Genomic DNA, 21,267 nt, shown 5'->3' with positions numbered 1-21,267 from the left:
ACATGGGATTGTGGGCACGGTCGCGTGCCGGCCACGACGTGGCCGGGCTGATCCACCACTCCGACCGCGGAGTGCAATACCGAGCCATCCGCTACACCGAACGACTGGCCGAAGCCGAAGCGGTGACATCTGTTGGCTCCAAAGGGGATTCATACGACAACGCGATGGCTGAGGCGTTCAACTCGCTGTTCAAAGCCGAATGCATCCGTAACCCCGTGATGCGCCCGCGAGGCGGCTGGGCAGGTGTGGGCGAGGTCGAGATCGCCGTCGCTGAGTACGTCGAATGGTTCAACCACCGCCGCCTGCACGGCGAGATCGGACACGTCCCACCCGTCGAGTACGAGAGTGAATCACCCCTGGTTTGATGCCGCTTCCTTCTGAGTCAGGAAGGATGAGCTCATGCCTAAAAAGATCGATCCAGAGGTCCGTTCGAGGGCTCTGCGGTTGCTGGAGGCCCACGGCGGCGAGTACACGTCGTTGACTGCCGCTGCCGAAGCGATCGCTAAGCAGGTCGGTGTCGGCGGAGAGACGGTACGCCGGTGGGCAGTGCAGGCACAGGTCGATGCCGGCGCCCGCTCCGGGACCACCTCGAAGGAGTCCGCCGAGATCAAGCGTCTCAAGGCGGAGAACAAGCAGTTGCGAGAAGACGTTGCCATTCTGAAGGCGGCGACAACTTTCTTCGCGGGGGAACTCGACCCCCGCAACCGATGATCGTGGCGTTCATAGATCAGATGCGCAGCAACGGTTTTGCGGTCGAGTCGATCTGCCGGGTCCTGCGTGAGCAGGGCTGCATGGTTGCCGCACGAACCTACCGGGCATGGCGAACACGAATGCCTGCTGCTCGTACCGTCTCCGACGCTCACGTCGTCGATGCGGTGCGCAATGTCGTCTGGCGCACCGATGACGACGGCCGACGGAAGATGACTCCCGAGGGCCTCTACGGGCGGGTGAAGATGCGCGCCCATCTGCACCGCACAACACTGCCTGGGGTGTCCTACGGCGCTGTTGATCGAGCAATGAAAATGCTAGGCCACAACGGAATTCGAAGATCCAAAGGGGTCCGCACGACCGTCCGCTCCGCTGACGGTGTACGCGCGGAGGATCTGCTGAACCGACAGTTCAGTGCCGCCGAACCCAACCGGGTCTGGGTGACCGATTTCACCTACTGCCGGACATGGGCCGGGTGGGTGTACGTGGTGTTCATCATCGACGTGTTCTCCCGTCGAATCGTGGCGTGGCACGCATCGACATCGAAGACAGTCGAGCTGGTGACGGTCCCGCTTCGGATGGCGCTGTGGCAGCGCAAGCGGGAAGGGCATCCGGTGAAAGCTGCTGAGCTGATTCACCATTCAGATGCGGGAAGTCAGTACACATCAGTTACACTGACTGAACGTCTGCGACTCGAAGACATCGCGGCGTCGATCGGAACGGTCGGGGACGCCTACGACAACGCGCTGGCCGAGTCGGTGAACGGCTTGTACAAGACCGAGTGCATCCGGACCACGATCTTCCACTCCGGTCCGTACAAGACAGTCTCCGACGTCGAGTTCGCGACCGCTGGTTGGGTCGACTGGTACAACAACAGCAGGCTGCACTCGAGTATCGGCCAGATCCCCCCGACCGAGCTCGAAACGCTTCACTACGCTGGCCTCGGCCCCGAGGACCAGCCCACATTGGAGGCGGCACAGAACCTAGGGTGATTCAGAGCGCCTACTGGTCGACCCACACCGTCACCAGCTACCGTGAGAACCCGGTCCCCGCAAACGCTGGAACCAACTAACCGAGCCTCCAGCAAACCCGGGGCGATTCAAGGGGTGAATGTTGAGTCGACAAGCTTCACGGCCTGAGTACAGCTGGCGGTGCCCCGATTGATCACTATTCGCCGGTTCGGGTTCGGGTCGCACACGGTTCCTGCTCCGCGAAGACCTGCAAGGGTCGCCGACTGTGCTACCGGGTCCGGGATGGCTGTGACAGGGGCGGGGACGGTAGTCCCCTGTGTTCCCACTGCGCACCCGGCGAGAACGGCCATACTGACGACTGCGCGCAGATTGACGATCGACCGCCGACCTGCCGACCTGTATCTGGCTGGGCGAGGTGTGGACGGAGATTGGTTGGGCCAGAGCGGTATGGCCGTCCTCTGCTGTGGGTGCATATCTCGGTTGCTACTTAGGTGTGGTCATCGCTGGTGGCCTTGGGGGTTGATGGCGTGTTGGGTAGTGGGTGACCGTGTTGATGAGCGGCGTTGGCGGACTCGGCGTTCTGCTCCGAAGGTTCTGTTTCGTCGAGGAGGGTGGGCGGCGGAGTGTCGTCGTGGACGGGCCGGCGGCGCCACAGCGAGGTTGCTGTCCTCAGTTCGGTTTCGGTAGCGATGCGGAAGGGGCTGGCGGTGACTTCAGGTGCGCGGCGCCCTTGACCGCGGGTGGCGTAGAGGCTGGCAGCCACCGACGCTGCGAGGATGGTGGTGACGACGGTCAGCGAGATCAGGGTGGGGATGTAGATCACGTCGATCTTGAGGGCCATTTTGATGCCAACCCAGACCAAGACCAGAGCCAGACCGAGCTTGAGGTAGATGAAGCGGTGCAGCAGATCAGCCAGTAGGAAGTACATGGCACGCAGGCCGAGGATGGCGAAGGCGTTGGCGGTGAACACCAGGAACGGGATGTCGGTGACGGCGAAAATCGCGGGGATCGAGTCGACGGCGAAGATGATATCGGTGACTTCGATGAGGACTAGTACTGCGAGCAGTGGTGTGGCCAGCACCACTCCGGAGACGCGGACGAAGAACTTCTGGCCGTAGAACGCATCGCTCATCGGGACGTAGCGGGTGAACAACCGCAGTGTGCGTGACTTGTGCGGGTCAAGGTGTTCGTTGCGTTGGCGCAGCATTTTGTAGCCGGTCCAGATCAGAAAGGCCGCGAAGACGTAGAGGATGGCGCTGAAGCTGGCGATCAGTACCGATCCGGCGGCGATGAAGATGCCACGGAACACCAGGGCGCCAAGTACACCGAGAAACAGCACACGATGTTGCAGTTCGCGGGGGACGGCGAAGTAGGTGAAGATGATCGCCCAGACGAACACGTTGTCGACTGCCAACGACTTCTCGATCATGTAGCCGGCGAAGTACTGTTGGCCGAATTCCGCGCCCGCGAACGCCCAGATCAGCCCACCGAAGGCGATACCAATGCCTACCCATATCGCTGACCAGATCGCGGCCTCGCGGACGCCGATGACATGAGCACGGCGATGGGCGAAGAGATCGATCGCCAGCATGACCACGATGAACCCGAGCACTGCGGCCCAGGCCCAGAACGGAACAGACACTGTCACATACCTCCGGTGAGCTGTGTGCAGCAACGGTCTTTCCACCCCGGTGTTGTCGGTGTATTCGCCAGGCCCGCACACCTGGGCTGCGCTGACGACCAACGACTGCACTTGATGGATTTAGCTTGTGCTGCAGGAAGATTGATTTCGAACTACCGCGACTGTGTGTTATGCGGTCATATTCTAGCAAGGTGTGTCGGGTTCAGCGCACAGCGATGCAGCGGGCGCCGGGCACTGTGCGCGCCAGAGCGACTGCGATGCGGCGCTCGGAATCGTCAGCGAAGACTCCGTAGACGCTGACCTCGCCGTGTCGGACTGCGGCCACCCAGCGTCGGTTGCCGGTGTACTCGTCGAGGCGACGCTGCACACTGACCTGCAGTGCGTCGTCCGGGGTCAGGAACAGTCGCAGAAGGTCGCCCCGCGACACGATGCCGACCACCGTCGCTTCGGAGTCGACCACGGGAATACTACGCAAACCGTGACCGACCAACAGTCGGGTGATGTCACTGAGATCCTGGTCGATCGTGACCGATTGCGCCGGCGTCGCCATTACCTCCGCGACGGTCGTCACGGTGTCGTCTCGCTGACCACGAAGAACATCGCCACTGGTCAGCATGCCGACCAGCCGATGCGATCGATCGACTACCGGCAGCGCGGCATACCCGTGCTCAGCCAACGGCACCATCGCTTCGGCCAGCGCCGCATCGACACACACGGTGACTACGGGACGCTGCATCACCTCCGAGGCACTCATCATGTTTCTCCCTCTACTCGTACCGACGCAGTACCAGCGCACCACGTATCAGGAGATAATACACATGAATTGCACTTCCGGAATACTGTTGCGCTTATTTTGTGGGTGTCGCGGGGGCGGGGAGGAGGGGTGGGAGTTCAGTGGTCGCGGTGGCTGCTGGCAAAGACGAGCAAGAGGGCGCCCACGAGTGCGGTCGAAATCCCCAGGGCCAGAAGGTCGTCAGCGTTGGGTCGGGCGATGAGGCGTTCGAAGAAGCGAACGACCAGGACAAGTAGCAAAGTCCCGGCCACTCGCCCTTTGAGTTGGTCGAACGAGGTGGTGGTCAAGGCTGGCGGTAGGTGAAGATCGGCAACGAGTAGCTCCCACAGGCCGAACCCGACCATCAGCAGAACTGTCGCGAGCAGGATTGAGTCGATGCTTTCGAACAGCTTGACCAGCGCTCGATCCGAGGAGACGCCGTCCTCGGCAACCGCGGCGACGACGGTCACTGCTTTGGCAGCGGCCCAGAGGTAGGTCAGGGCCGCCAGCATCAGGGCGGTGAGGGAGCCGACGACGCTGACGAACCGTACGGCTTCGAGCTTCGGGCGGGCTCGAGAGGTCTGCTCGTGCGGACTGTGGTCCATCGCCGCTCCTTCGTTCTAGTGCTCACTGCGATGGCAGTCGAGGTAACCATACGGGCGAGCTCGCTTGCCTCGCATGTCGACTGGGGCGGGCGGATCGATCCGCCCAATTGGTGAATAGGGATACGGGAATTGCAGGTATACTGTCAGAGATGCGCACCAGCTCTACTGTCACCTCATCGCCGTTGCCCCCTGAACTCGCCGCCGCAGCAGGTGCTGGTGGCGGCGATGGCCAGAGCGTCGGCGCGCGCAGCTGGACGTTCCTCACTAACCACGCTCACGTGTTGCTCTGTCTGGCCAAGAACGAAGCGGTGACGGTGAGAGAGTTGAGCTTGCTGATCGGTATCACCGAGCGCGCGGTGCACACCATCATCTCTGATCTCGTGGAGTCGGGATACCTCATTAAGACCAAAGCTGGTCGCCGCAACGTGTACACGGTGTGCGAAGAGGGCCGTCTTCGGCATCCGCTCGAGGCGCACCACACTGTCAATGACCTCATCACCGCGTTGGATTGAAACGCTACGACGGCCTGTCCCGGCAGGGTGCGGCTCGTCGTGAGCTGATCTGTGACGCGTGAAGTCCGACGCACGGGAGTCTGTGGCGCTGCTGGTGTGAGGTGTGTCCGGGTCGGTAGTGTTCGAACTGCGAAGAGCCGTACCTGGGTGTTGTGGGCTAGGTGAGGTCGGCGAATCGTTCGGTGTCGTGAACTTGCCCTGAGACGATGATGGTGTCGCCGGCGGAGAGGATGGTGTCGGCGGTGGCGTAGGTGAAGCCTTCTCCGGGGCGTTTGATGGCTACGACTGTGACCCCGAAGCGTGAGCGGGTGGCGGTGTCTGCGAGGGGCCGACCGAGGATGGAGGTCGGTGCCGGCGTTTTGATCATGGCGAAGCCGTCATCGAATTCGATGTAGTCGGTCATGCGGCCTCGGACGAGGTGCGCGACCCGTTTACCCATGTCGTGTTCGGGGCGTATCACGTGGTGAACGCCGATCTGGGTCAGGATTTTCGCGTGCGAGTACCTGATTGCTTTGGCCCAGATGGTGGAGACCTCAAGGTTGATCAGTGCCGAGGCGGTCAGCAGACTCGCTTCGAGGTCCGAACCGATCCCGACTACGGCCCGACCGTACTCGTGCACCGACAGTTGACGTAGAGCGTCTTCGTCGGTGGTATCGACAACTGCGGCATGGGTGAGACGGGACGAAAGCTTTTCCACGACCAATTCGTTGGAATCAAGACCGAGGACTTCGGTGCCGTGCTGCATCAGTTCGAGGGCAAGCGATGTTCCGAAGCGACCGAGGCCCAGGACGACAACCAGATCAGAACTCTTGTGCCTAGCCAATGAGAGGCCTCTCTGTGGGAAGTTCATAGCGTCGTCTGTGCTGCCGGGCGGCCAAGGCGCTGACGAGTGTGATGGGTCCGATCCGGCCGAGATACATCAACACCACCAGTATGAGTTGACCCCACGCTGGCAGCGCAGCAGTGATACCGGTGGACAACCCCACGGTCGCGAACGCTGACGTGACTTCGAACAGCAAAGTGTTGAGGTCGAATCGGGTTCCGGCCAAGAGCACGACGGTCGGCACCACTACGAGCGCGACGCCGATGGCGGCAACGGTCAGTGCCTGACGTTGCAGTCGTGAGTCAATTCGTCGGTTGAACACCGTCACTGATTTCTCGCCGCGCACCTCGGCCAGAATGATGAACAGCAGCACCGCAAAGGTTGTCACCTTGATTCCTCCGGCGGTGCCGCCGCTTCCTCCGCCGATGAACATCAGTACGTCGGTGATCAGCAAGGTCGCTTCATCCATCTGGCTGTAGTCAACGCTGTTAAATCCGGCGGTGCGTGGCATCACGCCCTGGAACGCTGCGATGAGTACCTTCGACCCGAGAGCATACTGGCTCAGCGTGCCCGACCACTCCAGAGCGAGAACCGCAACGAAACCGGCTGCCAGCAGTATCGACGTCACCACCACGGTCACCCGGGTGTGCAGGCTCCACCGGCGGTTGCGGGCGTGGGCGGCGCGGTTCTGGCGTATCCGCCGACCAACCTCGAACAACACCGGAAATCCCAGCCCGCCGATGACCACCGCAATCATCAGCGGTACGCAAATCCACGGATCCTCGGCGAAGCCGATCATGTTGTCGCTGAACAACGCGAAACCTGCGTTGTTGAACGCCGAAACGGAGTGAAAAACGCCCAGCCACAACGCACGCGGCAACGGGATGTCGTAGCCGAAGGCGAATCTGGCCGTCAACGCGGTGGCAATGATCGCCTCGATAGCCAGACTCACCCGTACTACCCCGACAACGACCGCGCGTACCTCTCCCAGGTCGGAGGTGCGCGCTTCAGCAGCTGTGTTGAGTCTGGCCCTCAACCCGATCCGATTCGCCAGGAGCAAACCCACCAGAGAGGCCATTGTCATGATCCCCAAGCCGCCGACTTGAATCAGAGCAAGAATCACAGCCTGGCCAAACCTCGACCAATACGTGGGAGTGTCAACAACGGCCAGACCCGTCAGACACGACGCCGAGGTCGAGGTGAACAACGCCTCCATCACGCCCGCGCCCTCGACGGACTGGCGGGCCGCAGGCACCATCAACAAGGCAGTACCGACTGCAATGGCGGCCAGGAACCCCATCGCCACCACCCGCACTGGAGTGAACACCGCTCGAGCGGCACCGCCCCGCAGGACTCTCCAGGCGCGCGCACGCACAGATGCACTCACGATCGATCACCCTAGCGCCCTCCGGTCGGCCGCTGCAGGGATCGTGCGCGATCCGCGATCGGCGATGAGACCTCAACCGACAGACGCGGCACAATGCGGCCACGCTATGGACCCGAGTGTGCTCGAACCCCGTTGTCAGACATACGAATAGGCACGGACCGACCTGCACCCGGTCTCTGTGTCTTCACCAGATCCGTTCACAGGGTGGCTACACTGCACTATGGACGCGATCGAGTCGCTGTTGGGCTTCCGATTCCCCAGATCTCACCGAACGCCTCGTCCTGCCCGCAGGCGCCGTATCGGCATGGGCCTTGTGGTCTTCCTGTTATCGGCGACAATGATCATTTGCGCCGGCACGATCTTGGCGGCAGGACCCTCCCCTCACCCCGGCGCCTCGCAGCCACGTTGCGACTGCGAGTGAGCCCCAGCGCAGCCGCGTCAGTTCTGCAGCTATAGCGGCAGGGGCTGCGCGAGTCGAGTCTTGCACGCATGCGCCGAGCCCGCCCGCCTGGTGTCGAGAAACCCCTCGCCGAGAGGAAGTCGGGCCCGGGCGGCGGGCGGTCTGTGGAACCGCCGTCGCACGCTGCTGGCGTTTCCGTGCGATCGCATCGACGACGACACAGGTCACCAACCCGGTGAGGTAATTCCCCCCCCGGTTAGTTGTTCCGCATGGCCGACCGGCAATACGGGCCGACTGCGCAGAGATCGCATCGCCCTGTCGATCCGAGTCACCTACCCGCCCCCCACTCGCCTGCGTGGCTCGCTCGGTGATCCGCGCCTGTCCGACGAACATCACGGGCGCGAACCGTGAGTCCTTAACGGACACGCCAGCACATCCCAGTGATTGGTCACGACGGTCCACCCAGACCCATCCGACGTCTCACCACACACCCGACAGGCGTATCGCTAAGCGCGAAAACCCTCCCCGTCGGGCACTTCCGCATACCCATCCTTGACCGCAGCCCACTTCCTGATATACAAATCACGAAGAATAGTGCATAGACCGAGATGGGCGAGCGGTTTGGTAGCGTAAGTCGCGCATGAAGATTCGACAGTTCGAATCCGCGCAGGAGTTGCCCGTCAGTCAGCGGGGACCGAGCATAGATGCCGGCTCCACCTCCACCCTCGCGGGGACGGAGAAACGCGAACGGCAAGGCGTGGCGCAACCCGGCGCGATCGAGGGCCCCCACCGACTCGGGCGTCAGCTCGACCACCGTCATGACGTCGACTCGCGAGCTGCGTACCCGCGACACCATCTCATCCGGATCGGCCTGCCCGCGAAAGATGTTTGCCTGCATAACGGTCAAGTCCGAGTCCGAGACCAGTTCGTCCACTCCCCAATACAGCGGGGCCTGCGCCGTGACGCCCACGGCAACGACGAGCACAGCTGCCACCGCGGAGATCCAGGCGCGCGCGACGAGCAACAGCACCAGGCCGAGGACACCGACGCCGATTAACACCGGCGTGAACGCCGCCACCCGGGACGCGGTATTGCTGACCAGGCCAGAGTAGTGAGCAGCAATCCCGACGACAGCGGCGAGGACCGCACCCCAGCCGAGTGCTCGTAGGAGTCCACGCATGCGGTCGATCATGCCACGATCGCCGTCAGGCTCAGAACGCTGATAGAGGCGCAGGATGACGATTCTGACGCCCACTCGGAGAAACTAACCACGGTAGTAGTAATCTGTCCGTGGCCCGTTCGATATCGAACTGTTTCATCCGGAACGACGCTTGAACTGAGGGACCTTCATTGGCACGGCATCGCAAATCTGACCCCAGCCCACCTCCTGCTGGTATACCTGCGTCCCGCCGCCCTGCGTCGGCGGCTTTCGACCGCGGGCCTTCGGTGCCACGGCATTCGGGTATCGCGCGGGCGTCGGGGCGACATCGGATACCCCACCCCCCTGAGACTGCGGTCGGGTTCACCCGAGCAGTCCCCTCACCTGCCCCGGCCCTCACGCGCTCGCCGCAGATTTCATCGGTGAGTGCGCCCAGGACGTCTCCTCCCAACCCGCCTCGCGGCGCCCGCCCACACCCGTCCCCCTCGCATCATGCACGGCCGCACGCGGCCCGTTTCGACCATGACGCGTATGGGCCGTGGCGCACACCACGCTCGGTCGACGTCGGCAGGAACCAAAGGGTTGCAGCGCCTACCGCGCCATGGGAGCGGGCGATGTCCGTTCTCGATCACCATGACAATGAGCCAGTTCACTCTGATTTTCTCGATGTGCTCGACGAGGAGAAGACGTCGGGAACACCACTCAGGTCCGTAGCCGCAGCCGGGGTCAGTGGATCGCTCGCGGCTGCGGTGGTCCTTTGCGTCGCCGGCGGGACCGCGGCCACTGCGCTCGCCGATCGTCACAGCCCAACAGTCACCCCAGTTTTCCAGGCTGGCGTGTCCGCCGACGACCGATCCGCGGCAACGCCATCACCTGTAGCCCTCGGATCGGTGGACGATCGACAAGACACCACGCCGGCGCGGACATCGTCACTCGATGAGCTGACCGCGGCCGTGCGAGAGTTGGTGCAGCCAGATCGTCTGCGGCCTTCCGATCCCCCTGCGCCACAACGGCCGCGGTCGGCGGCACCTACCTACGGCACCGTGACCTCGAGCTACGGGGCACGCTGGAGTACCACGCACTATGGCCTTGACATCGCCAACGCGATTGGCACGCCGGTGGTGTCCGCAAGCGATGGGCAGGTCATCGAATCCGGTCCGGCCGATGGTTTCGGTTTATGGGTACGCGTGCTGCAAGACGACGGCACGATCGGCGTGTACGGGCACATCAACGAGGCGTTGGTGAGCGTCGGACAACGAGTCCGGGCCGGCGAGCAGATCGCAACGGTAGGAAACCGCGGCTACTCCACTGGACCACACCTGCACTATGAGGTCTGGCAGCAAGACGGACCCAAACTTGATCCGGCACAGTGGCTGAGAACCCGGGGCGTCTACGTCGTCGGCTGAACCGGCGTGAACGGTGCAAAGCTGCTGGAGATTTCGTGGCAGGTGTGCGGGCGTAAGCCAAGCCGACGTTGCCAGTCTCGTGGTCTTACTGAGCTTTACCGACGGCAAGCTTCTGGCAAATGCGCCCGATCGATCGGATCGCAACGGTGTGCAAATCTATCGTGGTCACAGGCCGCGGCGGACAGTGGCAGCCGCTCTTTGCTGGTTGGTGGTCGTACCCCATGATGAGGTGCGTACGTGCCTGGGTTGTGGTTTAACTATCTGGCAGGTTCACCGAGCGGCTCTTCGCGAGTCCCCTCTTGCTCGCATGGTGGGCGTCCATCGCTTCGGCCTGGTGATTGATGCGAGTTCGTAGGGGTTTGAGGACGAGCATCGAGACTGGACTACTGAGCACTACTGCGAGCACGACGGCTCCGAAAATCGGGATTTTCACGTCAAATACGAAGGAAATCAACAGGATCAATCCGCACAGCGCAGCGGCGAGTGCTAGCCGCGCGGCGTTATACAGCAGGGCAATCGCGACGAGTGACTTGCCCGAAGGGGCGGGCGAGGGGGCGGCATGGTCAGAAGTGCTTCTGCTCATGTTCGGTAGGCCTTCCGTGTGCTGCTTGTTGAATGCGATCGGATGTATGTGTGACGTGGCACGCCCTCTCGTCGAGTGCTTCAACTGGGGGACATCGATCCCCGCAGGATGAATCTCTGCTGATGTGAGTCTCATTCGTGACGTGTGCGTCGTAGTCGGCGGTTCGCTGACGCTGGCTCGGTCATCCATCGCCGCGCTTGCTCGTTGAAGTCTTCGCCCCACCCAGCCTGATCGGTGCGGGCCAAACCGGCGATGGTGACAGCAGTGCGTCGTTGGCCATCGATCTCGGTGGGCACCAACCGCACCCAGATTCGTCGGCGCCGGACAAGCAGGGACACAAGTAGCCCAGCCAGCATCACAGTCGCGGTCAGCAGGACCCAGTTCTGTGCCGGCCCGTGCGACACCTGCATGGACACAAACCGTTCGTACCCGTCGAAGCGCACTACGGTGCCGTCGGCGATGGTGTGGGTCTCTCCTGGGCCGAGATTGACTTGGGCCCGCTGCTGGAGCCGGCCCTGCTCGATGAGTGATTGGTTCAAGGAGTATGCGTTCTGCGGACGACCGGTATCCAGTCCGGTGTCGCCCTGGTAGATCCTGATCGCTACATACGGATCATTCGGCACGGGAAACGACGAGGTGAGAAGCGTTCCTTGGAATGCCGCGGTCGGCGCGAACAGACCCTCAATCGCGATCTGTCGGCGGCGCCGTTCATCCGCGTCGGGGTAAAGCCCCGCGGGAGTATCAAAACGGGCCGCGCCTGAGGACAACATCGTCTGCAAGTTGTCGGGAATGAAAAGTACTGTCTGAGTGCGCTGCTCACCGTTCGGGAAGGTCACTGTGAATGTAGGTGCGAAGCCATTGCCTAGGACGTAGACGCGGTCACCGGCTACTCGCAGAGGCTCGTTCACTCGAATACGCGCAGCGTTCCAGGTAGTGGGGTCGGACTGTCGTACGTCGTCGGTGTAACTGACGTCGGCTTCGTACATGTCGGGCTGGCCGCTCGGCAGGAACCTCGCATCGAAGCCCTCGACACGAACACAGAATGGTGAGAGATCGGTGCCGTCGACAAGGCTGCCTGCTCGAAACGAGTCATAGACGGCCGTCGAGGTGTTACAGAGGCCTTGCGTGCCATCGGCGATGAGACTGCGGGTGCCCTCGTACCCGTAAAGTTTGTCGGCCGCGATCGCTATCAACAGGGCGAGCAGTGAGAAGTGGAACAGGAGGTTGCCCCACTCGCGGAGGTAGCCCTTCTCCGCGGAGATCTCCACGGCTTCGGTGGGTTGGGCACCCGTCGCCGGGCGCGTGGTGGTGACTCGGCGCCAGCCACGCAGATTGGTATTTATCAGGGCAGCAACCTCGTCAGGATCTCCGTGCACCGTGTCCTCGACGTGCCGCGGCAGACGAATGAGGTTGCGTGGCGCGGGGACCGGCTGAGCGCGCACTGCGCGCGCATGCTCGAGAATTCGGGGGGTGAGGCAGCCCACAAGCGATACGAACAGCAGGACGTAGATCGCGGTGAACCACGTGCTGGCGAAGACGTCGAACAGCTGCAGTCTGTCCATCCACACCCCGAGCGCGCCGCGGTCGGCAATGTACTGGGTTGTTTTCTGCTCGTTGAGCGGTCGTTGTGGCAGCATGGCGCCCGGGATCGCGGCTGCGGCCAACAGGAACAGCAGCATGAGTGCGGTTTTCATCGACGTGAGCGATCGCCACAGTCTGCGCAGGGAGCCAAGCGCCGGGTGCGCTCGGCGCGGCGTCGGCGCTTCGGTTCCCATCATCGTGGTGGGGGTAACGTCGTCGCACTCCGACAGTCCATGACTGCAGGAGCGACGTCGAAGTCGCCGGCCGAGTGCCGATCGACACCCGCCACCACGAGCGCGGTGGGTCGCCGGGACATACTCCCCCGCACCGCCACTATGGGTCTCACCTGCTCTCCCTCACCTACCCGGATTACTACGCACCGTAGTATTTATAGAACCCGGATGGCAACCACGTTGGGTCTTGCTTGCTCGATCGGAGCGGTGAGGCCTGGTGAGCCGTAAACTACTATCATTGTTAGTAAGACCTGTGGCGGCGCCTACATTCTGTGGTCGTCGGTGTGTGCTCCGGATGAAGGGCTTTGTAACTGATGGGCCGCTTTGGCACTCCGAGGACGATGCGTCGCGACCGCCGATCGACTGGCCATAGTCAGCTGCGGCAACGTCTGGGAACCCTTCGACGCCACCGTTCGGCGCAGGTCAAGGCTCGGCATGTACTGGTATTGGCGGCGCTGACGGCCGTCGTGGTGGTACTGACCTCGTGCAGCTCGGCTGGCGGTAGCTCTACCTACAGTGACCAGATTTCGGCCGTCGACAGTTTTGCGGCCATCGCACAACCCTCCATCGCTGTGGCCACCGAAGGAGGCGATCGGCTCGCTCCCGACGCGGTTGTCGAACCTGGGCTTCCTATCGTTGTGACGGCCAGTCGCGGCGCGTTGACCGACGTCGATATCCCAACATCTAGCGGGCGTGCGTTGGCGGGCTCGCTGAGCGAGGATGGCAGTACCTGGACAAGCACCCAGCCGTTGGGGTACTCGAAGCAGTACTCCGTTCGAGCTGAAGCCGTGGGTGTGGGTGGTCGAACGAGCGTCTCGCAAGGCTTCACCACAGCCTCGCCGGAGTCGCTGACCAGCGCGGCCATTCTGGGCGAGAAGACCGTCGGAATTGCGCACACGATTGGTGTTCGATTCTCGGATCCCATCCCTGACCGCCGGAAGGCGCAGGCTGCAATCACCGTGGCCTCTGATCCACAGATGCAAGGCGCGTTCTATTGGATCAGCGACTCCGAGGTCCGATGGAGGCCCGAGCGCTTCTGGATGCCGGGGACCAAGGTCAGTGTCGCCGTGAACATTTACGGAGTCGACCTCGGCGACGGGCTCTATGGCAACAGAAATCTGTCCTACGACTTCACCATTGGCCGAGCTCAGACAATCGAAGCCGACGACAACACCAAGACCATCGTCGTAAAGAGGGATGGCAAGGTCATCCGAACGATGCCGACGTCGTTCGGCAAAGACAGCACACCGACTCCACGCGGCATCTACATGATCGGTGATCGCGTCGAGCACATCGTCATGGACTCCTCCACCTACGGAGTTCCTGTCGAGTCATCGGCGGGATACCGCACACCCGTCGACTGGGCGGTGCAGATGTCTTACAGCGGCATCTACATGCACGGTGCCCCGTGGTCTCTGTCGGCGCAGGGCAACAGCAATGTCAGCAACGGCTGCCCGAATCTGAGTCCCGCGGACGCGGAATGGCTCGTGAAGAACACGATGCGCGGCGACCCCGTCACGGTGAAGAACACCAACGCCGAAACACTATCGGGAGTCGATGGACTCGGCGACTGGAACATCCCGTGGGCACAGTGGAAGAAGGGCAACGCAGACACCTAGGCATCGGGCTGGCTCGATCCAGACACTCCATCACGGTCCAGTCGACTGAGCTCGTCCGGCCTTGACCCTGGACGCCTACGGGCCGGCCCCGACCGGTCCGTGCCCGCGGGTATGCCATCCGCCATATCAACGGATATTGAGGTATTTGCCCGAAGGTGGTTACATGGCGACATATCAACGAACGTAAGGATGTCGATATGACCCGGGAGCCGGTGGATACATGCGACTTGCTGTGCCTCGATTTGCCTCACGCAGAAGGTATCCGGTCTGCGTTGCCGGATGCGACGGCGGTCGACCGTGCCGCCACCGGGGCCCGTGCGCTCGGCGATCCCACTCGTCTGCGCGTAGCGACAGCGTTGCTGTCGGGGGACGAACTGTGTGTCTGCGACCTCGCGTGGGTGGTCGGCATGGCGCAGAACCTTGTCTCACACCATCTGCGCCTGCTCAAGAGTGCCGGCCTCGTGACCGGGCGTCGCCACGGACGGTTGGTGATGTATGCGTTGACTCCGTCCGGTCATGCTCTCGTGACAGCGGTTCTGGCGGTCGCCGGGGTCTCCACGACAGCCGCGACGAAACCGGCGGCGGCCATAGTGCAGGGGCATACACATGAGTGACGCATGCTGCGGACCCTCAGATTCCGCCGCCCTCGAGGCTGAGGCCGATCAGGGACCGGTCCGGTTGTGGCAAGTACGCGAGTTGCGTTTCGCCGGCGCAGCAGCAGTTTTCCTCGCGTTCGGCTGGATCATCGGAAGCTCGCTATCGGACACCGCAGGCGTCGTCCTGGAACTGCTCGCGGCAGTTGTTGCCGCCTCCACGTTCGTGCCGTCGACACTGCGATCGCTGCGCCACGGGCGCATCGGTGTCGGAACGCTGATGACGATCGCCGCAATCGGCGCCGTGGCGCTAGGCCAAATACCCGAGGCCGCGCTGCTGGGAATCTTGTTCTCGGTCGCTGAAGGACTCGAGCATTACGCGGTCACCAAGACCCGGCGAGGCCTGCGGGCGCTGCTCGCGCTGGTTCCACCGACCGCATCGGTGATTCGTGGGGGTCTCGAGGTCACCGTGTCACCGGATGAGTTGATCTTCGGCGATGTGATGGTGGTGCGTCCCGGTGAGCGCGCGGCGACCGACGGGACTATCACCGCTGGCACTACCAGCGTAGATCTGTCGGCGATCACCGGCGAATCTGTGCCCGTGGAGGCGGGTCCGGGTGACTTGCTCTACGCCGGCGCGATCAACGGTGGCGGTGCGATCGAAGTCCGCGTAACCGCCCGCGCCGCCGACAGTTCCCTAGCCCGCATCGTGCACATCGTCGAGCAAGCGCAGGAACGCAAGGGCGCCGGCCAACGTCTCGCCGACCGCATCGCCCGCCCCCTGGTCCCGGCCATCATGGTGCTAGCCGCACTCGTGGCCGGTATCGGTGCGCTACTCGGTGATCCGCTGCTGTGGCTCGAACGCGGCCTGGTGGTGCTCGTTGCCGCGTCCCCGTGTGCGTTGGCGATCGCGGTGCCGCTGACGGTGGTCGCCGCGATCGGCGCCGCCAGCCGCCATGGCGCACTCGTCAAAGGCGGTGCTGCACTCGAAGAGCTGGGACAGGTCCGCGTCGTCGCGCTGGACAAGACCGGCACCTTGACCCGCGGCACTCCGGAGGTCATCGACGTGGTGAGCACACCCGAGGTCACCCGCGAGGACGCGTTGTCTTATGCCGCCGCGCTCGAGGCTCGCAGCGAGCACCCGTTGGCGAGCGCGATTCTCGCGGCCGCACCTGCTCTGGGCTCACCTGCCGATGACGTCACCGCGATCGCCGGTCACGGCCTCACCGGCCGGATACGCGGACAGCAACTGCGCCTGGGCAAACCCGGGTGGCTCGATCCCGGCGCGCTCGCCGGAGACGTCACTCGATTGCAGAGCGACGGCGCCACCGTCGTGCTGATCGAACGGGAAGGCACCGTCGTCGCCGCGATCGCGGTCCGCGATGAGCTTCGCCCCGAGGCCGCTGAAACGATCGGGCAACTGACGGCGCTGGGTGTCGACTCGGTCATGCTGACCGGGGACAACGACCGCACCGCACATGCTTTGGCCACTGCGTCCGGAATCAGCACCGTCCATTCCGAACTCCTTCCCGAAGACAAAGCCGACTTGCTGGCCACGCTAGCGCGCGGGCGGGCGATCGCCATGGTCGGCGACGGCGTCAACGACGCCCCGGCGTTGGCCACCGCCGATGTCGGTATTGCGATGGGAGCGATGGGTACCGACGTCGCTATCGAAACCGCCGATGTGGCGTTGCTGGGCGAAGATCTTCGCCATCTCCCGCAACTACTGTCCCATGCTCGGCGCGCACGCCGAATCATGATGCAGAACATAGGATTTTCCCTAGCGATCATCGGTGTGCTGATTCCGCTGGCCGCCACGGGCGTCCTCGGCCTGGCCACAGTGGTCTTCGTCCACGAACTCGCAGAAGTGCTGGTGATCGCCAACGCGATTCGTGCCGCCCGGACGAAAGCGCTGCCGGGCACCGGTGCCGTGCCCCGGGTATCCCCCGGCACGCTCAACATCTCGGTGTCGGCCTACCACGACACAGGCGACGCCTGTTGCGCTCCAGGACCAGCCACCACCCCCGTTCAACCACGGTCGGTGCCCGCGGTACCCCTGCTGCCGACACCACGAGCACGCGGCGCGGCGACCAGCAAGAGCTGTTCGGCCACAACAGAACCAGGGTGCAGTTGCTGTTCGAGCCCGTCGGATGGCGCCGATGACGTACCGAGTAGCTCGCCAACGTTTCATCGCGAGCGTCACTGAGGGAGCCACGCCGCGTCAGGAGCGTAGGCGTGATCTCCACGTGCGTACAATCAGTGCCGCCAGGACGGCGGCAGCACAGATCCCTTCTCCTGCTGCTCCGATCCGCGTCGCCAGGGTCGTCGTTGTCCTCAACGGCACCCGCGCGATGAGAACATCGGGGGAGAACAATTCTGTGCGTTGTGCAATGGTCCCATCAGGTTCGATGACCGCGCTCACGCCACTGGTTGCTGCGATGACCACCGCCTTATCGTGTTCGACTGCCCGAACTCGCGACATCGCGAGTTGCTGGTAGGTCATCTCGGTGCGCCCGAACGTCGCGTTGTTCGTCGGAACCGCGATCAGCTGCGCACCGGCGCGCACCGATTCGGTCACCAGATCGTCGAACGCGACTTCGTAGCAGGTCGCTACCGCCACGGGCACCCCGGCAAGATCGACAACGCCATCGCCTGTGCCAGGAATGAAGTTGCCAGCCCGGCTGGCGTAGGACGAAAGCTGTGTCATCAGTCCCCGCAGCGGCAAGTACTCCCCGAACGGCACCAGCTGACGTTTGTCATGCTCCTGACCAGGCCCGGTGACGGGATCCCACACCACCAACGTATTGCGGGACGTGCTGTGGCTCCCGGCGATCACCGCGCCCACCAGGATCGGCACCTCGATCGCCCGCGCGGCACGATCAATTTGCGCCGCAGCATCACGGTTACCGAACGGGTCGATATCGGATGAGTTCTCCGGCCACACCACCACATCGGGACGCACGACCCGCCCAGAGCTGACCTCCTCCGCCAGGTCGAGAGTGCGCCGGACATGATTGTCGAGCACTGCACGTCGCTGAGCATTGAAGTCCAAACCCAACCGCGGTACGTTGCCCTGCACCAACGCCACCGTCACCGACTGCTCCTCCGGTTCTGCTGTCTGCGACGGCGCCAGGGTCCATGTCAGCACTCCCACTACGGCGACTGCTACGCCTGGGCCGGCCAACGCCCGAGGGTGCACGTTGATTACCGCCACTGCGATCGCGGCCAGGAGTGCGCCGAGCAGCACCACAACGAAGGACAACCCCGGCGCGCCAGCCAAGGCCGCTAACGGCAGCAAGAACCCGTCCGGCTGACCGAATGCTATTCGGCCCCAGGGAAAACCGCCAAAAGGCACGCGGGAGCGGACGGCTTCGACTGCCACCCAGGCGCATGCTAGCCACACCGGCGCTCCGCGGCATCTGCCGACCAGCGCCGCCACCGCCCCGAAGACACCGAACGCCACCGCCTCGACCGCCGCCAAGGCCAGCCACGGCACCGCACCCACATACGTACCGACCCACGGCAGCAGCGGCACGAAAAAGCCCAGCCCAGCGAGATAGCCGTAGCCTGACGCCGCCCACAGCGACCGCCCACGCAGTGTCACCACCAGGACCGCGATCGCCACCGGGGCAAGGAACCACAGTTGGCGCGGAGGGAAGCTCACATACAGCAGCCCGCCCGAACCGGCCGCAGCCGCGATACGTAGTGCAGATGCACATATCGGTGGCAGACCTGCGCCGGCATGCCGAGCATCCGAGTGACGACTCACCGCCCACCGCTCCCCTCACCGGTTCGGTCGTGCGTGATATGCACGCCAATCGCCCGGACGACACCGCACGCCCTGTAAACTACTAGCCAACGTAGTAGTAAACGTGACGGGAGTGATGATCGTGCCAGCTCAAGCGGTCAAGGTTCGACGCGGAGGGATGTCTCGATGAGTCGCAACGTCAAGATGTCGCTCGCGGCAGTCTTCGTGTTCTGCCTGGCGCTCACAGTGGTGTTCGTGGTCTCCCGGGCCGGAGAGAGCGAACAGTCCGGCGACCAGGCGTATACGACGGTACGGCCTGATTCTCCACGGCTATCGGCTCCGACCGAGTCCAAGGCGACATTTGTCGAGTTCCTGGACTTCGAGTGTGAAGGGTGTGGGGCGGCGTACCCGGCGGTGGAGCAGCTTCGCCAAACCTACGGCGATCAAGTCACTTTCGTGGTCCGCTACTTCCCCCTCCCCGGGCACTTCAACGCCGACCGCGCGGCACGGGCCGTGGCCGCGGCGGCCGAACAAGGCCAATTCGAACCGATGTACCGCAAGATGTTCGACACTCAACGCAGCTGGGGCGAACAAAAGGTGCCGCTGGACGATCTGTTCTTCTCCTACGCCCAGGTGTTGGGCCTGGACATGGAGCGATTCGCCGCCGCCTATGACTCACAGGCCACCCGCGAGCTCATCGACCGCGATGTCGCTGACGGCAAAGCACTAGGCGTGACCGGAACCCCCACGTTCTTCATCAACGACGAACTCATCAAGCCCGAAGGCTATGACGATCTGAGCTCTGCGCTCGAATCCGCGATACGTCAGTGACCATCACACCCCGGCAGACCTCAGAGCCGTCAGGCTTTGCGCCCGACACGCAGATCCCGGTTTTCCCGCGGCTGCTCCCGTGGATTCTTGCGGTCTGCGGAGGCATTGGACTTGTCGCTGCGTTCGCACTGACCGTCGAAAAGTTCGAACTGGCAACCGATCCGAACTACACGCCGACCTGCAGTATCAACCCGATCGTCAATTGCGGATCGGTCATGGACACCCCCCAAGCAGCCGTCTTCGGGTTCCCCAACTCACTGCTCGGAATCGCAGGCTTCACAGCTCTGATCGCTATCGCCGTCCTGCTAGGACCCCGCCCGGCCTTGTGGGTCATGATCGGATTGCAGATCGGCCTGACGGGTGCGGTGGTGTTCGTCCATTGGCTGATATTTCAGAGTCTGTATCGAATCGATGCACTCTGCCCGTACTGCATGGCCGTGTGGGTCGTTGTCGTGGTTGCCTTTTGGTATGTGAGCCTGCGCAATGCCGACCATGTCTGCCCATCCGGGAGAGCACGCCGAGCCCTCGATGTGGTCCTCACGGTGCACACCGTAGTACCGCTGGTGTGGGCGATGGCGGTGATCGCCCTCATCATCGAACGCTTCTGGTGGTACTGGTCCACGCTGGTGTGACCGTGGCCCGATTGACAGGGGTGAAGCATCGTCTCTCCCCTGGCAACGATCGTGCACTTCGTGCGCAGACCGGCGGCGTGGGTGTCGTCGATGCGCCACCCCTCACGGGTGATGGGCTGCCAAGGCTTCCTCCTGGTGACGCTGGGCACTGGTCTCGAGCTGGAAGGTGGAGTGCTCGAAGGAGATGGCGAAGTGGGTCGCCACGCACGTTCGGATGTCATTCAAGATCGTGGGGGCGTGCCCGTCCTGGAAGCAGTCGTCATCGACCACCACGTGAGCGCTAATGATCGGCAGACCAGTGGCCACCGTCGATGCGTGGAGGTCGTGCACGTCCTGCACGCGGTCCATCTCGAGAATGTGGGCCCTGACGTCGTCCAAATCGATCTCCCTGGGCGTGAACTCCATCAGCACTCGCGTCGTCTCTGCCATGAGCTTGAGGGCGCGGGGTGCGATCAGTAGCGCAATGAACAGGCCGGCCAGTGCGTCGGCTTGTTGGAAGCCGGTGGTAGCGATGACGATCGCGGCGACAATTACACCCAGCGATCCCAGTGCGTCGTTGAGGACCTCCAGGAACGCCGCTCGCATGTTGAAGTTGGCCCCGCGTCCTGAGGCAAGCACCAGCATGGCGACGATGTTCGCCACGAGCCCGATGATTCCGAAGATCAGCAGTTCGGTCGAGGGAACCTCTGGCGGAGCGAACAGTCTCCGCACGCCCTCAACAGCGGCGTAGAGCCCGACAGCAAGCAGCAGCGAGGCCTGCCCCAGAGCGGCGATGACCTCGATGCGCCGCAGTCCCCATGTGCGAGTCTTGCTGACCGGACGGTGCATCACGGTTGCTGCGACCAGCGCGACCGCCAACCCGATCGCATCTGTCGCAGCGTGCGCGGTGTCGGTCAGCAGCGCCAGACTTCCCGTGATCACCGACCCGACCAACTGGGCCACGACGATGATCCCCGTCAGAACAAACGCTATCGCCAGACGGACACGCAGCGACGAGTCGCTGGACGCAGGATCGGTTGGTCCGTGGTTGTGTCCGGCTCCCATACTTCGTACTCCCTCTCA

General features: G+C 63.2%; 19 protein-coding genes. 9 read left to right on the top strand and 10 right to left on the bottom strand.

Annotation, left to right across the window (positions count from 1 at the left end):
* Positions 1-365, top strand: a 365-nt coding sequence (locus tag B1818_RS24370) for an integrase core domain-containing protein (RefSeq protein ID WP_078111955.1), incomplete at its 5' end; no start/stop codon positions are given.
* Positions 366-399: 34 nt separating this feature from the next.
* A protein-coding gene (locus B1818_RS03835) for an IS3 family transposase (RefSeq protein WP_139362977.1) occupies positions 400-1,700 on the top strand; the annotation gives its coding sequence in 2 pieces (ribosomal slippage) (positions 400-673 and positions 673-1,700; 1,302 coding nt in all).
* A 466-nt stretch (positions 1,701-2,166) separates the two neighbouring features.
* Here the strand turns inward: B1818_RS03835 and B1818_RS03830 are convergent.
* From B1818_RS03830 to B1818_RS03820, 3 genes are all read right to left on the bottom strand, one after another.
* On the bottom strand, positions 2,167-3,321 hold the full coding sequence (locus B1818_RS03830; protein WP_078111954.1) for a TerC family protein: 1,155 nt from the start codon (positions 3,319-3,321) through the stop codon (positions 2,167-2,169).
* Between the two features lie 202 nt (positions 3,322-3,523).
* Positions 3,524-4,078 carry an HPP family protein gene (locus tag B1818_RS03825; protein ID WP_078111953.1) on the bottom strand — a complete coding sequence of 185 codons (555 nt, stop codon included), beginning with the start codon at positions 4,076-4,078 and terminating at the stop codon, positions 3,524-3,526.
* 134 nt (positions 4,079-4,212) lie between these two features.
* Complete coding sequence (locus B1818_RS03820; protein ID WP_078111952.1) at positions 4,213-4,698, bottom strand: YqhA family protein; 486 nt, start codon at positions 4,696-4,698, stop codon at positions 4,213-4,215.
* Positions 4,699-4,847: 149 nt separating this feature from the next.
* On the opposite strand from B1818_RS03820, the gene B1818_RS03815 reads away from it, so the two are divergent.
* Positions 4,848-5,210, top strand: a complete 363-nt coding sequence (locus B1818_RS03815) for a winged helix-turn-helix domain-containing protein (RefSeq protein WP_078112006.1) — start codon at positions 4,848-4,850, stop codon at positions 5,208-5,210.
* A 157-nt stretch (positions 5,211-5,367) separates the two neighbouring features.
* Here B1818_RS03815 and B1818_RS03810 read toward each other — a convergent pair whose 3' ends face one another.
* The 3 genes from B1818_RS03810 to B1818_RS03800 form a co-directional block, all read right to left on the bottom strand.
* Positions 5,368-6,060: a TrkA family potassium uptake protein gene (locus B1818_RS03810; protein WP_078111951.1), complete on the bottom strand. Its 693-nt coding sequence runs from the start codon at positions 6,058-6,060 to the stop codon at positions 5,368-5,370.
* On the bottom strand, positions 6,026-7,360 hold the full coding sequence (locus B1818_RS03805) for a TrkH family potassium uptake protein (RefSeq protein WP_368275325.1): 1,335 nt from the start codon (positions 7,358-7,360) through the stop codon (positions 6,026-6,028). Before B1818_RS03805 ends, B1818_RS03810 begins: the two co-directional genes overlap by 35 nt.
* Before the next feature lie 908 nt (positions 7,361-8,268).
* Positions 8,269-9,075 (bottom strand): endonuclease/exonuclease/phosphatase family protein, encoded by an 807-nt coding sequence (locus B1818_RS03800; protein WP_176455874.1) that lies wholly within the window; start codon positions 9,073-9,075, stop codon positions 8,269-8,271.
* Between the two features lie 572 nt (positions 9,076-9,647).
* On the opposite strand from B1818_RS03800, the gene B1818_RS03795 reads away from it, so the two are divergent.
* Positions 9,648-10,385 carry a M23 family metallopeptidase gene (locus B1818_RS03795; protein ID WP_055476454.1) on the top strand — a complete coding sequence of 246 codons (738 nt, stop codon included), beginning with the start codon at positions 9,648-9,650 and terminating at the stop codon, positions 10,383-10,385.
* Between the two features lie 253 nt (positions 10,386-10,638).
* Here B1818_RS03795 and B1818_RS24145 read toward each other — a convergent pair whose 3' ends face one another.
* Both B1818_RS24145 and B1818_RS03785 read right to left on the bottom strand, forming a co-directional pair.
* Entirely contained in the window at positions 10,639-10,968 is a 330-nt protein-coding gene (locus B1818_RS24145) for a DUF4229 domain-containing protein (protein ID WP_055476455.1), read from the bottom strand.
* Positions 10,969-11,099: 131 nt separating this feature from the next.
* On the bottom strand, positions 11,100-12,743 hold the full coding sequence (locus B1818_RS03785) for a cytochrome c biogenesis protein ResB (RefSeq protein WP_175401071.1): 1,644 nt from the start codon (positions 12,741-12,743) through the stop codon (positions 11,100-11,102).
* Positions 12,744-13,123: 380 nt separating this feature from the next.
* Between B1818_RS03785 and B1818_RS03780 the strand changes: the two genes are divergently transcribed.
* The 3 genes from B1818_RS03780 (at position 13,124) to B1818_RS03770 (ending at position 17,200) form a co-directional block, all read left to right on the top strand.
* Positions 13,124-14,401 (top strand): Ig-like domain-containing protein, encoded by a 1,278-nt coding sequence (locus tag B1818_RS03780; RefSeq protein WP_139104530.1) that lies wholly within the window; start codon positions 13,124-13,126, stop codon positions 14,399-14,401.
* A 197-nt stretch (positions 14,402-14,598) separates the two neighbouring features.
* Positions 14,599-15,015, top strand: a complete 417-nt coding sequence (locus B1818_RS03775) for a helix-turn-helix transcriptional regulator (RefSeq protein WP_055476457.1) — start codon at positions 14,599-14,601, stop codon at positions 15,013-15,015.
* Entirely contained in the window at positions 15,008-17,200 is a 2,193-nt protein-coding gene (locus B1818_RS03770; protein ID WP_055476458.1) for a cation-translocating P-type ATPase, read from the top strand. The genes B1818_RS03775 and B1818_RS03770 overlap by 8 nt, the downstream gene beginning before the upstream one ends.
* A gap of 15 nt (positions 17,201-17,215) precedes the next feature.
* Here the strand turns inward: B1818_RS03770 and lnt are convergent, their stop codons facing one another.
* Positions 17,216-18,724 carry an apolipoprotein N-acyltransferase gene (gene lnt, locus B1818_RS03765; RefSeq protein ID WP_226514238.1) on the bottom strand — a complete coding sequence of 503 codons (1,509 nt, stop codon included), beginning with the start codon at positions 18,722-18,724 and terminating at the stop codon, positions 17,216-17,218.
* Between the two features lie 204 nt (positions 18,725-18,928).
* On the opposite strand from lnt, the gene B1818_RS03760 reads away from it, so the two are divergent.
* A complete protein-coding gene (locus tag B1818_RS03760) occupies positions 18,929-19,573 on the top strand; it encodes a thioredoxin domain-containing protein (RefSeq protein WP_055476459.1) in 645 nt (214 codons plus the stop codon).
* Between the two features lie 2 nt (positions 19,574-19,575).
* Positions 19,576-20,205 (top strand): vitamin K epoxide reductase family protein, encoded by a 630-nt coding sequence (locus B1818_RS03755; RefSeq protein ID WP_055476464.1) that lies wholly within the window; start codon positions 19,576-19,578, stop codon positions 20,203-20,205.
* Positions 20,206-20,307: 102 nt separating this feature from the next.
* Here the strand turns inward: B1818_RS03755 and B1818_RS03750 are convergent, their stop codons facing one another.
* Positions 20,308-21,249, bottom strand: coding sequence for a cation diffusion facilitator family transporter (locus tag B1818_RS03750; RefSeq protein ID WP_065629398.1), 942 nt, complete (start codon positions 21,247-21,249; stop codon positions 20,308-20,310).
* Positions 21,250-21,267 lie beyond the last annotated feature (18 nt).

Source organism: Gordonia sp. IITR100 (assembly GCF_002009645.1).
In the GTDB taxonomy this organism is placed as follows: Bacteria; Actinomycetota; Actinomycetes; order Mycobacteriales; family Mycobacteriaceae; genus Gordonia; species Gordonia hongkongensis.
Note: the sequence above shows the minus strand (reverse complement) of the source record. Positions and strands in the feature narration are given on the sequence as shown.